The organism is Croceicoccus esteveae, assembly GCF_031846435.1.
In the GTDB taxonomy this organism is placed as follows: Bacteria; Pseudomonadota; Alphaproteobacteria; order Sphingomonadales; family Sphingomonadaceae; genus Croceicoccus; species Croceicoccus esteveae.
This window is the reverse complement of the sequence record NZ_JAVRHS010000001.1, coordinates 1-12688: the sequence shown is the minus strand read 5'-3', so window position 1 is coordinate 12688 and position 12688 is coordinate 1. Positions and strand designations below refer to the sequence as shown.

Here is a 12688-nt window from a genome sequence, read left to right as displayed (position 1 = left end):
ACAGCACCTTGCGGGTTGGCCAGATCCGCCTCGGTAGCGGCTTTGGCGAGTTCCCCAGCGCCAGCGCGACCGCTTGACGCTTACACGCGGCAATCATCGTGTGGTGATACCAAGCTTGGCGCCCGGTTCCGCCAGCGTCAGATCGCCACGGATCGCCTCCAGTGCCACCTTTGCCTTGCACTCAGCCGAATACCGTCTTCTCGTCGTCTTCATTCCCCGGCATGCTGCTGGTTTGGTGAACCAGAATGGGGTGTCTTCCAAACCGGTTACCACCGTCGATAATTGTGCCTGGACGCAGACAGCACTGCTCGATCATGGCAATTGCTGAAAAGAACAATCGGAAGGATGCTCATGAACGACGAGATCACCACAGTCGGATCAGTAACCAAGGTCCTATTTGCACCCGCGCCTGGCGATTTCGTCATGAACGGGGTTGTTTGATTGAAACTGATCCCGGTGGTGTGCCTTCACCTTCAACAGATCAACAAAGGAGCGGCGGGATGACCTGTCACACAGCAGACGTGACCATAATCGGTGCCGGCTCGGCAGGACTGGCCGCCGAACGCAGCGCACGCGACGCGGGCGCGCGTACCCTGTTGATCGACGAGGCTTTTCGCGGCACCCTTTGCGCCAGTACCGGGTGCATGCCGTCCAAGCTGCTGATCGCCGCAGCCAATGCCGCTTACCAGGCGCGCAACACGGATGTGTTCGGCATTATAGTGAAGGATGTCGAGGTGGACGGAAAGGCCGTCATGACCCGCGTGCGGCATGAGCGGGACAAGTTCGTGGCGGCAGTACAAGCTTCTTTCGACGATCTGCCGGCCGGTACGGCCATGAAGGCCAGAGCCCGTTTCACGGGTCCCACACAATTCGCTCTCGACAATGGCGATACGGTGAACTCCAGATCCGTGGTGATCGCCACCGGCGCCTATGCGTTTATCCCAGAACCCCTGCGCGGCCTTGGCAGTCTTGGTCTTACGAATGAAAGCATATTCGAGATAAGGGACCTCCCCCTATCGCTGGCAGTGATCGGGGGCGGCGCGATCGGGCTTGAAATGGCACAGGCCATGGCCCGGCTTGGCGTGGAAGTCGAACTGTTCGACCATGCAAGAACCCTCGGTGGTGCGCGGCACCCGGACGTGCAGGAAGCTCTGGCAAAGATCATCGGAGGAGAGGTTGCGCTTCACCTTGGCGCAGATGTGACAGCAAGCAAGGAGAATGGCCAAGTGCGTCTTTCCTGGTCGGGGGCATCGCATGGCGAACGCCTGTTCGAACGTATTCTGATCGCAACAGGACGCCCGCCGGCGTTCGACGGTCTCGGGCTGGATGCGGCCGGATTGGAACTGAACGATCACGGGGTGCCGATCTTCGACATCAACACAATGCAATGCGGCGATGCGCCTGTATTTATCGCTGGCGATGCGAACGCGCATGCTGCGGTCCTGCACGAGGCCGGCAATGAAGGCAGCGTGGCTGGACGAAACGCCGCGCTCTATCCCGAGATAGAAGCGCCAACACGTACGCCGCCATTCACGCTGACCTTTACCGATCCGCCGCTTGCGATCCTGGGGGATGCTGCGGACAAGGACACGATCACAGGCTGTGCTTCCTATGCCGATCAGGGGCGTGCCAAAATCAAAGCGCGTGCCAAGGGGCTCGTGCGGATTTACGCTGCGGCATCCGACGGACGCCTGATCGGGGCCGAACTGTACTGCCCCGGTGCCGACCACATGGCGCATCTGCTGGCTCACGCGATCCAGCGCGGCGAAACTGCGAGCGAACTGCTGGAAATCCCGTTCTATCATCCCACTTTCGAAGAAGGATTGAAGCCAGCGCTTCGCCACATCTGCGCCAGCACATCGGCACGCCTGCCCGCGGGACGCGCCAGCCAGGATGCGCCGGGCGCCTGATCCACTTTCTTGACTTAACAGGATAAACTACCCTCATGACCGACCGATCCATTCTCTTTGACCCGCTGCATGTCGGCAATCTGATCCTTCCCAACCGCGTGATCATGGCTCCGCTTACACGCAATCGCGCGCATGCTGACGGCACGCCCAAGGCAATGGCCGAAACCTATTACGCACAACGCGCCAGCGCCGGCCTGATCATCAGCGAAGCCAGCCAGATCAGCGAAATGGGCAAGGGTTATGTCGATACGCCGGGCATTCATAACCAGAAACAGGCCGATGCCTGGGCGCGCATCGTAGAGGCCGTCCATGCAGGCGGAGGGCGGATTGCGCTGCAACTGTGGCATGTTGGCCGGATCAGCCACGTCTCCCTCTTGCCGAATGGGGCGCAACCGGTTTCGTCCAGCGCCGTACGGGCGAACACACCAACCTTCACCGCAAACGGGTTCGAAGATTGTTCACAACCCGTTGCGCTTACCCAGGGCGGCATCGCGCAAACGCTGGATGATTACGCCAGCGCCGCGCAATTTGCGCGACAAGCCGGGTTTGACGCAGTCGAAGTGCACGCGGCGAATGGCTATCTTCTCGATCAGTTCCTGCAGGACGGGGTCAACCGTCGCGAAGATGATTATGGTGGATCCGTTGAGAACCGCATGCGTCTGCTCGGTGAAGTGCTCGACCGGGTGGCGGACGCTTTTGATCCTGCGCTCATTGGCGTGCGCCTTTCTCCTCTGGGACAGGCCAATGATATCTCGGATAGCGATCCGGAGGCTCTGTTCGGCCAAGTGGTCGACATGTTGTCGCCGCGCCGTCTCGCCTATCTTCATTTCGTCGAAGGATTTGGCGGCAACGACACCTCGGACGCGGATCGCAAGATGCTCGAGCGGTTACGAGCCCGGTTTGACGGCCCCTATATTGGCAATGGCGGGTATGATGTCGCGACAGCCGTCAGCGCGATCAGAGCCGAAAAGGCCGACGCCATTTCGTTTGGGCGTCTGTTCATCGCCAACCCCGACCTGCCCGAGCGATTTCGTCAAGGTGCGCCACTGATCGAGCCTGATGACAACAGTTTTTACGGGGGCGGCAAAGAAGGCTACACAGACTATCCTTTCCTCGACCGTTAATCTCCTGTGATGAACAGGCCAATGCCAGAAGGAGCCGATTGATGGCTGAAGAAATCGTCGAGGCGGGCAAGGACTTCTGGAATATCCGGGGCGACCTGCGCATCGCGGGCATTGTGAACATCGGCACGCAATGCTCGCTGGTCAGGCTTTCCGAGGATCGCTTCATCTTTCTCGACAGCTATACATTGACAGGAGATATCCGCGAGCGCGTGATGGCGTTGACCGATCAGGGCCGCAAGGTGGAAGCGGTGCTGAACGTGCACCCCTTTCACACCTTGCACTGCGCCCGGATGGCCAAGGATTTTCCCGGCGCGACATTTCATGGCTCGTCGCGCCATGTGCGGGTCGTACCGCAAGTCGCATGGTCGCCCGAAGCGGTGGAAAGCGAGGCTGTCGCTGACCGCTATCCCCAACTGGCTTTCTCGCTGCCAGACGGGATCGACTATATTTCAAAGGATGAAAACGTTCATGCAGGATCGCTGCTGGTCTTTCACGGCTCAAGCGGGACGCTGCATGTTGACGACACGTTCAACGTCCTGCCCGGCCTGATCCGCAAAGTCTTGCCAGTTCCGCAGATCGCCTTTCATCCCATGCTGAAGGCTGCCCTGCATGACACTCCGGATGCGGGCGCGCGTTTCTGCAACTGGGCAGACCGGATCGCCACTGAATGGTCGGGAACACGGACACTGTGCGCGGCACATTCCGCGCTCAGCAGGTTTGATGAAGGTGAATTTTCAAAAGCCTTGCGCGCGACCACAAGAAAAGCGCGGGCCAAGCTGACAGGTGCCTGATGATGGGTGCAGCCTGTATTTGCTCCGGCTGCACCTGCCCCGCTGCTCTCACCGGCGCCACCAAGGGCCTGAACCTGGGTGTCTATTTAATCTGGGCAGGATCATTAACGACCTTGATGCTGGTCGTTGGGCATACCTTGCGTTGCTGTCTGGCAAATCATCAGCACAGGGCGTGCAACTGGCCGCATGGGGCGGCAGCCAAGCTGCTTGTCACAGCGACGCAGAACGCGCAGAAAGCGGCACAAGCCTGAGGAGAATATCATGAGGATTGTCATGGCAGCAGCAGCGGCATTGGCCCTCGCGGGAGCGCCTGCCAGTGCGCAGGACAGCAGGCCGGTTGAACAACAGATCGGCGCAGGCGGAAGGCCGGTCGGCGCCAACTGGTCGCGCAGCCCGGTTATTGCGGGACATGGCATGGCAGCAACAGCCCACCCGCTGGCAACGCAGATCGCGCTCGACATCCTGAAAGCGGGCGGCAATGCCGTCGACGCAGCTATCGCCGCCAACGCCGCGCTCGGCCTGATGGAGCCGACCGGCAACGGCATCGGCGGCGATCTGTTTGCCATCATCTACGATCCGGCGACCGACCGGCTTTACGGCCTTAACGGATCGGGTCGCTCGCCCCGAAAGCAGACGCTGTCTCAATTGCTTGAAAAGCTGGACGGCGCAGATGTCCTGCCACCGGTCGGCCACCTGCCGGTCACGATCCCGGGAACGGTCGATGCCTGGTTCACCATGCACGCGCGTTTCGGCACGCTGCCGATGAACGAGGTTCTGGCGCCGACCGTCACCTATGCGCGTGAGGGGCACCCGATCGCCCCGGTCGTCGTCATGTCGCTTGACCGCAGCATGCGATCCTTTGAAACGCGGGCTGCAGCAGGCATGTTCGACTTCTCCAATGCGCGGCGGGTGTGGTTCGCCGATGGAACCGCCCCCGAGGCAGGCGAAATCTTTCGCAATCCCGATCTCGCCAATACGCTGGAGACGCTGGGTCGCGAAGGGCGCGACGCATTCTACAGCGGCAGGCTGGCCCAGATCATGGCTGAATACCTGCAGCGGCAGGGATCAAGTTTCACGGCTGATGATTTCCGCGACCATTCGAGCAACTGGGTCGAACCTGTCTGCGCGCATTACCGAAAGGGCTATGAACTGTGCGAACTGCCGCCGAACACGCAGGGGTTTGCCGCGCTCCAGATGGTCAATATCCTGAAGAACATCGAACTGGAGCAATGGGAACGCGGCAGCCCCGAGGTGATCCACTACATCACCGAAGCCAAGCGCCTCGCTTATGCCGATGTCGCGCGTTTCTACGCCGATCCCGATTTTGCACAGCTTCCGGCAGAGCTGTTGACCGAGGAATATGGCCGCCAGCGTTTTGCTCTGATCGACCCTGCGCGTACAACGGCAGAATTCGGGCCGGGCGAGCCCAAGCTGGAAGGTCCGGGTGACACCACCTACCTTACCGTTGCCGATGATAATGGCATGATGGTCAGCCTGATCCAGTCCAATTACCGCGGCATGGGCAGCGGGTTGGTGCCCGACGGGCTTGGCTTCATGTTGCAGGATCGCGGTGAACTCTACAGCCTCGACCCTGCGCATCCCAATGCCTACGAACCGGGCAAGCGACCATTCCAGACCATAATTCCAGCCTTTGTAAAAAAGGACGGCAAGCCGTGGATGACGTTGGGCCTGATGGGCGGTGGCATGCAACCGCAGGGTCATGTGCAGGTGCTGATCAACCTTGTCGATTACGACATGAACCTGCAGGAAGCAGGCGATGCGGCACGGATCAATCATGATGGAGGGCGTCAGCCGACTGAACGGCAGAGCGGTCCCTCCGCCGATCCGCTCGGCACGTTATATGTCGAACCGGGCATCCCGTCGGCCAGTGTCAACCGTTTGCGTGCGATGGGCCACAAGGTGGAGGTGCTGGACGATGGCATCATGTTCGGAGGGTATCAGGCGATTGCCCGCGATCCGCAAAGCGGCGTCTATACAGGTGCGACCGAAATGCGGAAGGACGGCCAGGCGAGTGGCTACTGAACGGTCAGTGGGCGGCGATCCTGGCCGGAAGTTCGCACCCGATGCGTAGATCCCGATCCGCTGATACGGTTCTGAAACGGCCCTAGATTTGCTTTGTCCTGATGCAGCCTGATTCTCAACCGCCAAGCATGTCATAACAGAAAGCTTCCCGGGTTCCCTTGCCGCCATGTAGCGGGCGGATTTCTCAAGCCGGATGGCCAGGCTGACGGCTGGCGACGCCCCGATGATGACCAAGCTGGATCCGCTGCGCCATGACGCCATGGACGTGCACCCTATTGTCAAACGGCTTGCAGGCGAGGGCCTCCGGATTCGCTGCCTTGCCCTTTAGGGGCGTGGACGACACCAGCGGCCTAGCCATTGTTGCCGCAAGGCGGACAACTTCCGTTTACGCCTTTCCGGCCAGTGGCCTGTCTTTGTCAGAAGGACACACGGATCGGCAGCTACAACCCCGCCATCTTGTATCTTCCGAAAAGAATAAGCAGCAGAGTGTATCCTTTGAATAGGACGGAACCGACACTACCCAAAGGTCTTCTCATGCAAATGCTGCCGCATCAAAAGGGTTCTATTCCATGCATGATTGTCTGGGCACGTTTCAGCGTTATTGATGATCCTCTCGCCTTACGGTCACCTTATCGCCGTTCTTCACAAGACGCGCACGTATTGCCATCTTCAGCTTCGGTGAGACGAACCGCCATGCATCCTGCTTAGGAGTTCTACGGATCAGGGGATTATTCGACCTATCGAAACCGGTAAGTATTTGCGGTACGTTGAGACTGTAATCACCAACATTAGAGCGGTTTCCACACGATCTGACTCAAGAGGGATTCCCATTGCTGCGCTGATGTGATTCACGCTGCCTGCTGGTGACAGGAGGCCAGCTTGGATGGCACGGACGCTTTCACAGGACCTTCGAGACCGGGTCATTGCCGCGATCGACGGCGGCATGAGTTGCCGCGCGGCGGCGGCACATTTTGGGGTTAGCGCATCGAGCGCGATCCGCTGGCGGCAACGGGCACTTGAGCTTGGTCAGGCAGTTGCCAAACCGCGCGGCGGTGACCGGCATTCGAACAAGATCGAGGCGCATGGCGGCTTCATCCGGGAGTTGATCGCTGAGCAGGGCGACATGACCCTGGTCGAGGTCCAGGCGCGGTTGATGGAGCGTGGCACGTCGGTCGGCATCGGCACGGTGCACCGCTTCTTCCAGCGCCATGGGATCACGCGTAAAAAAAGACCGGGCACGCGATCGAGCAAAACCGTCCCGACGTCCTGAAGCAGAGGCGGCAGTGGTTCAACGGCCAGCTCGATCTGGAACCGGAGCGCCTCGTGTTCATCGACGAGACGTGGACTGCCATAAACATGACCCGCAGCCATGGCCGCTGCGCCAAGGGCGAGCGTCTGCGGATGGGCTTCCCGCATGGTCACCGCAAAACCACCACGCTGGTCGCGGGTCTGCGCATGACCGGAATGGTTGCGCCGATGGTGCTGGACGGACCCATCAACGGCGACTGGTTCGAGGCCTATGTGACGCAAGTTCTCATACCCGAGCTTCGACCTGGCGATGTCGTGATCATGGACAATCTATCGAGCCACAAGCGCGCATCGGTGCGCGAACGGATCAAAGCAGCTGGCGCAACCCTGCGCTTCCTTCCGCCCTACAGCCCGGACTTCAATCCGATCGAGAAAGCGTTCTCCCGCCTCAAGGCCATGCTCCGCAAGGCGGGTGAACGAACCGTCAGCGGCCTGTGGGACCTGATCGGCAAGCTCATGGACATCTTCCAGCCAGACGAATGCGCCAACTACTTCAGCTCCTGCGGATATGAACCGGAATGAACGAAAACCGCTCTAAAGTTTGTTCGGACAATTGTCTCTATTCCAGTTGGAGGAAAGCTGGAGTCATCAGAACAAGAAACGCGATGTGTTCAGGCAATCTCCTACCCATCGGAGAGTCCTTGAATCGACGTCCCCCGACGCTTTTCAATAGGCTGGTTAGGGTTTGAACCAGGTAGCGATGCTCACTCAAACACCATCAGGCGCGGCATCGTAGACCAGCCGGAAGCCCACGTTGCTCGCGCCGAGCCCGGGATCACGCCCTTGACGTGCCGCCGGCCGATAACGTTGGCAGTAGTTGGGCGCGCAAAGATAGCTGCCCCCTTTCATCGTTCGGGAGGCAAAGCCGGGATTGAATGGATCATAGGCAGCATTTTCGCTGGGGCCGCCTGGATTGTCGTTGTCGGCAGGATCATGACCAGGACGATAGAAGTCGGCAGTCACTTCCCAGACATTACCTATCATGTCGTATAATCCATTGGCGTTCGGCGAATAGCAGCCAACTGGAGCGACGCCCCTGAAGCCGTCTTTCTCTTGATTGACAACAGGAAAGATCCCTTGCCAGCTGTTTGCTTCGTCTGGCTGTTCGCGTGTTGACAGCTTGCCGGCACTCGCGGCGTATTCCCACTCGGCCTCTGTCGGCAAGCGCCCGCCTTTCCATTTTGCGTAGGTTGCCATGTCGGCCCATGCCAAATGCACCACCGGTTCTCCCGGAGCGGCATCGGGGCCGTCCGGGCCATACGGCTTTTGCCATGACGCACCGGGCATGTAGCGCCACCAGTCTGCGTAATTGGTGGATGCATGGTCAGGAGGGGTAAACACCGCAGAACCAGGTTTCAGCATGTCGGCGGGGATCTGCGCCACAGGCACGTTGAACAACGAGGGATCGACACGATTTTGTGCTACCGTGCGATAGCCGGTCGCTCTGACGAATTGTGCAAATTGCCGGTTCGTCACCTCATGCGGATCAATCCAGAAACCGTCGACGCGTGTCTGTCGTACCGGCCCTTCTTCGGCATAAACATCTTCCTGTCCCATGAGGAATGAACCACCCTCAAGACGAACGGGTGTGTCGCTGACTTGCGGGCACGTTCTGGCAGTAGATGCGGGCACAGCGTCGCTCTTGGCCGTTCCATTGCACGCAGCCACTGCCGATGCCAGTAGCCCCACAAGCATAGCAGCGGTAGCGGTTTGCATGTTGAACATTCCTATGTCAGCGCTCGCCTGGCGTGCCTCTCCCAATGCAACTCTATCGAGACGCTGTCGATCGCGTCGTCAACGAAAAGATAGCCTGGTGGCGCATCCGCCGGATAATTACCGGCTACGGATCGAAGATCGATACCGACATCGAATGTGTTATTGATTGAGAAGAATGCCGGGAGACTGGCGGGCGGGCCCCCTTCTCCTGCAGGAGTACGGTTGACCCTCATCGACAGCCCGCCTCCCTTGGCATAGCCACCTCCATCATAGTCAACTTCAATTGCCGGGAATTTGTGGCGAAACTACGCCTGTGCGGTCGGCATAAGCCTGCCATTGTGCCTTGAGCTTTGCCAACTCTTCAGGATTTGAGGCTGCCTTGTCGTTTATCTCGCCGGGATCGGCAACGACATCATAAAGTTGCCAGGTGCCCGGACCGGTTGGAGGCGGGATCATAACTGCTTTCCACCGACCATGGCGGGCGTAGAGGCGGCCGAACATTTCCCCGTTGGCGACGACCACGTCGTTGGCCGGGTCTGAACTTCCCGGAATGAGCCAATCCCGCACAGAACGGCCCTGCGGAGCGAGTACGGTTTGTCCCGAAACTTCCGTGCCACTGGGCACGCCAGCATAATCCAGCAAAGTTGGCACAACATCGCGGACGGACATGTAAGTATTAGATATGCCGGTGCGAACGCGCTCCGGACCGCTGATGAATGCAGTTACCCGCGTTCCACCTTCAGTTGGAAAGGATTTGTAAAGGCGCGACGGTACGGTCGCAGCCTCTGCCCAGTTCGAACCATACCAGATGTAAGACTTAGCCGTGCCTATCGATTCCAAGCGATTATCGGCGCTGGCCAGGATACGCTTGCCCTGCTCTGCCGCAATTACCGATTCGTCGAGCCGATGTCCTTCGGCACCATTGTCTGACAGGAAAACGATAATCGTGTTTTCGTACAGACCTCGCTGCTTCAGTGTCTGAACCAGTCTCCCAATGTTTTGATCAACCCGATCCACCATTGCAGCGTAAACTTCCATTAGACGGGCTTCTACGGCTTTTTGCTCGGGCGACAATGCCGTCCAACGCACCGGCGAACTTCGAGGGTGCGGTACGGTTCCAGGCTTTAGCAGCCCAAGCGCTTGTTGCCGTTCCAGCCTTTCATCATGAAGAGCATCATAACCAGCGTCGTAGCGCCCCTTGTAACGCGCAATATCCTCGGGAGGAGCCTGCAGAGGATAATGAGGTGCGGTTAAGGCAAGATAAGCAAAAAAGGGCTTGTCTCCTGCTTTCGCCGGCAAATTGCTGATCAGCCGATCAGTGAAGGTGTCAGATGAGTAGAACGGCTGCGGCGTCGGCACCACAACACCGTTCTCAGTGTACTTTGTGCCCGCGTTGGGAATTGATATTTTGTATGGCAGATCCTGGCCAAAATGATTGTGCCCCCCGCCCAGCAGAACAAATGACTTTTGAAACCCACGGTTTGCTGGATTAGCGCGGGGATCGTAGCCGAGGTGCCACTTGCCTGACATGAGGGTGGAGTAGCCTGCCGACTGCAGCCGCTCTGCAATGGTGGCAACGCGTTTGGTCAGGTAACCTTCATAACCAGGGTGGCCCTTCTGATTGTCTTGAATCAATTCGGGGAAGTTGCCGATACCAGTCTGGTGATGATCGACACCGGTGAGCAACTCGGCACGAGTTGGCGCACATACGGGAGTAGTGTGAAAGTTGGTGAGCCGAAGTCCGCCGGTGGCCAAAGCATCAAGATGGGGAGTTTGGATCTCACCGCCGAATGCGCCAATATCAGAGAACCCCAAGTCATCTACCAATATGACGAGGATATTAGGTTGCTGTGACAAAACGGCAGGAGCCGACATGATTGCTGCGACAAGGGCGGTCGCAGTGAGTGCGGCACGAAGGTGCTGGATCATAGTCTTGTCCTCATGCTGACACCGTAAGTACGCGGATCACCTAACCCACCAGAAGACTGGCCGGTGTTGAAGGCGCCTGGATTGATGTTGATGATGTAATCTTCGTTAAACAGGTTACGCGCAAATATTGACAGATCCCATGACCCGCTCGATTGGCGCAGACCTATGCGAGCATTGGCAACACCGTATCCAGAGATATTTGAATCAGCAGCCAAATTATAAGTAGCGTTGTATTTCGAACGGTAGCTGTAGTCAGCGTTTAAATACGCATCCGTTCGCCCGCTCACTTCAGCGGAATAGGTTCCGCCAATTGACGCCGAATATTTCGATATGCCAGGAAGATTGCGGCCTGAAAGGTCGCAAACTGTTTGCAACCCAAGATACTCGACGGGACACGGTGCATTAGTAAAGTCGCGGTAAGTCGCGTCAATGTAGCTGCCCGATGCAAACAGGTTCAAACCGCGCATTGGCCGCAATGACAGATCTGCTTCCAGCCCTCGTGACCTAACGGTTCCAACATTGGCAATATAGGCAGTCTGAGCGACGGCAGTATCAATCTGCTGGCTTTGGTAGTTACTAATGCGAGTAGAAAAAGCGGATAGGTTTAATGTCAGACGCTTGTTAAATACCGATGATTTTAGCCCAACCTCAAAACTGTCAACCTTTTCTGGTGCTATTACGCGCGGCGCCGCAGTGGCATTCAAGTTTAGGCCTCCCGACTTAAAGCCGCGAGAATATGTAAAGAAGCCGAGAATGTCGTTCGTGACGGCGTAAGATGCCGTAATGAGACCTGAGAATTTGCTTTCCTTGGTCTCGGCGTTTGAACGAGGTATTACCGCGCCGAACGCATTGCGAATTGCCTGAGCGCCGAGCAGGATTTGCTCAGATGTCAGCGTCGGTCCGCTCTGTTCCTGCGCAAAAAATCCCGATTTCTTCTCCCAAGTGTATCGGATTCCACCAGTCAGATTGAATCTGCTGGTAATATGGCCAACGACCTGCCCAAATCCCGCGTAGCTTTTTGTATCCGCACGCGCGGTACCATCAACCTGCAAGCCGTTGAGTGCTGCCTGTCCCGCAACCGACGGGCCGGCACTGTTTGCAGCAGGGCCGAGGATCCAAAGCGCCGCATCAGGCCCGTAATAGGTAAAGAACTCGTCATCGATACGCTGGTCAAAATAATATACACCAGCCACATAATCGATGATATTCTCGCCAGTTGAGGCAATTCGCAGTTCTTGGCTGAATTGCTCCTGCTCCTCCTTCACTCCCGCGTTTGTAAAGATATCAAGACTGGTTGTATCACCGTCGATGTTAGGCGAATATTGTAATGATCGCCAAGCAGTGACTGAGGTGATCGCTGCTGATCCAAGGTCGACATCAAGTATGGCGGTGCCGCCACCAGTCTGCAAATTCAGATTGGTAGGACGATTGAGATCAACCAAACGTGCAAATGGATCAACTGGCAGAGGCACATAATCAAATCGCGCCGCTCGAACAAGAAAGTTGTTAGGCAAAGGTGAGCCGTCAACTCTCGTTGTTCGTAGCGTGGTCACTGATCCGATACAGCAGTCCTGCTGCAAATCGCTATAATCTCCGATCAAGCGCAACGACAGCCTATCAGCAACCTCGAACAGCAATTGACCACGGACGCCAAAGCTGTGCAAATCAGCCAGACGTCCACCTTGAACATTGCGGATAAACCCTTTGTTGCGGGTAGTGTCGGTCAACGACAAGCGCATAGCAACACGGTCGCTGAGTGCGGCACTTCCACTGGCTCGCACTTGCACTGATTCATAATTGCCGACGCTTATTTCACCTTTGAACTCTGGATTGAAGCTTGGGGCAGATGTGGTTATATTGATTGCAC

Annotated in this window: 10 protein-coding genes and 1 pseudogene; 7 read left to right on the top strand and 4 right to left on the bottom strand. The window is 57.7% G+C overall.

Translation table 11 applies throughout. The annotated features are described in order from the left end of the window. Nucleotides 1-67 precede the first annotated feature (67 nt). Nucleotides 68-213 (bottom strand): annotated as a pseudogene (locus RM533_RS00055) (transposase); the annotation flags it as partial. A gap of 287 nt (nucleotides 214-500) precedes the next feature. On the opposite strand from RM533_RS00055, the gene RM533_RS00050 reads away from it, so the two are divergent. From RM533_RS00050 to RM533_RS00025, 6 genes are all read left to right on the top strand, one after another. Next, nucleotides 501-1910 (top strand): dihydrolipoyl dehydrogenase, encoded by a 1410-nt coding sequence (locus RM533_RS00050; RefSeq protein ID WP_311339155.1) that lies wholly within the window; start codon nucleotides 501-503, stop codon nucleotides 1908-1910. A gap of 35 nt (nucleotides 1911-1945) precedes the next feature. Beyond that, nucleotides 1946-3034: an alkene reductase gene (locus RM533_RS00045; RefSeq protein WP_311339154.1), complete on the top strand. Its 1089-nt coding sequence runs from the start codon at nucleotides 1946-1948 to the stop codon at nucleotides 3032-3034. A gap of 41 nt (nucleotides 3035-3075) precedes the next feature. After that, nucleotides 3076-3825 carry a hypothetical protein gene (locus RM533_RS00040; protein WP_311339153.1) on the top strand — a complete coding sequence of 250 codons (750 nt, stop codon included), beginning with the start codon at nucleotides 3076-3078 and terminating at the stop codon, nucleotides 3823-3825. A 261-nt stretch (nucleotides 3826-4086) separates the two neighbouring features. Further along, nucleotides 4087-5868 carry a gamma-glutamyltransferase gene (gene ggt, locus RM533_RS00035; RefSeq protein ID WP_311339152.1) on the top strand — a complete coding sequence of 594 codons (1782 nt, stop codon included), beginning with the start codon at nucleotides 4087-4089 and terminating at the stop codon, nucleotides 5866-5868. A 193-nt stretch (nucleotides 5869-6061) separates the two neighbouring features. Beyond that, the gene (locus tag RM533_RS00030; RefSeq protein WP_311339151.1) at nucleotides 6062-6196 is read left to right on the top strand and encodes a hypothetical protein; all 135 of its coding nucleotides are present in this window, start codon (nucleotides 6062-6064) and stop codon (nucleotides 6194-6196) included. Between the two features lie 555 nt (nucleotides 6197-6751). Further along, nucleotides 6752-7698 (top strand): IS630 family transposase gene (locus RM533_RS00025; RefSeq protein ID WP_311339150.1). Its coding sequence is split into 2 segments (ribosomal slippage): nucleotides 6752-7091 and nucleotides 7091-7698, totalling 948 coding nucleotides; the frame shifts between segments, so codons are not numbered across the junction. 186 nt (nucleotides 7699-7884) lie between these two features. Here RM533_RS00025 and RM533_RS00020 read toward each other — a convergent pair. Then, on the bottom strand, nucleotides 7885-8892 hold the full coding sequence (locus RM533_RS00020; protein WP_311339149.1) for a formylglycine-generating enzyme family protein: 1008 nt from the start codon (nucleotides 8890-8892) through the stop codon (nucleotides 7885-7887). A gap of 32 nt (nucleotides 8893-8924) precedes the next feature. Between RM533_RS00020 and RM533_RS00015 the strand changes: the two genes are divergently transcribed. Further along, a complete protein-coding gene (locus tag RM533_RS00015; protein WP_311339148.1) occupies nucleotides 8925-9062 on the top strand; it encodes a hypothetical protein in 138 nt (45 codons plus the stop codon). 109 nt (nucleotides 9063-9171) lie between these two features. Here the strand turns inward: RM533_RS00015 and RM533_RS00010 are convergent, their stop codons facing one another. Continuing rightward, nucleotides 9172-10821, bottom strand: coding sequence for an arylsulfatase (locus tag RM533_RS00010; protein WP_311339147.1), 1650 nt, complete (start codon nucleotides 10819-10821; stop codon nucleotides 9172-9174). After that, nucleotides 10818-12688, bottom strand: a 1871-nt coding sequence (locus RM533_RS00005) for a TonB-dependent receptor (RefSeq protein ID WP_311339146.1), incomplete at its 5' end; no start/stop codon positions are given. The genes RM533_RS00010 and RM533_RS00005, both read right to left, overlap by 4 nt.

Coding starts and splice junctions, on each gene's coding strand:
- RM533_RS00050 (WP_311339155.1), top strand. CDS start 501: ATGACCTGTCACACAGCAGACGTGACCATAATCGGTGCCGGCTCGGCA.
- RM533_RS00045 (WP_311339154.1), top strand. CDS start 1,946: ATGACCGACCGATCCATTCTCTTTGACCCGCTGCATGTCGGCAATCTG.
- RM533_RS00040 (WP_311339153.1), top strand. CDS start 3,076: ATGGCTGAAGAAATCGTCGAGGCGGGCAAGGACTTCTGGAATATCCGG.
- ggt (WP_311339152.1), top strand. CDS start 4,087: ATGAGGATTGTCATGGCAGCAGCAGCGGCATTGGCCCTCGCGGGAGCG.
- RM533_RS00030 (WP_311339151.1), top strand. CDS start 6,062: ATGGCCAGGCTGACGGCTGGCGACGCCCCGATGATGACCAAGCTGGAT.
- RM533_RS00020 (WP_311339149.1), bottom strand. CDS start 8,892: ATGCAAACCGCTACCGCTGCTATGCTTGTGGGGCTACTGGCATCGGCA.
- RM533_RS00010 (WP_311339147.1), bottom strand. CDS start 10,821: ATGATCCAGCACCTTCGTGCCGCACTCACTGCGACCGCCCTTGTCGCA.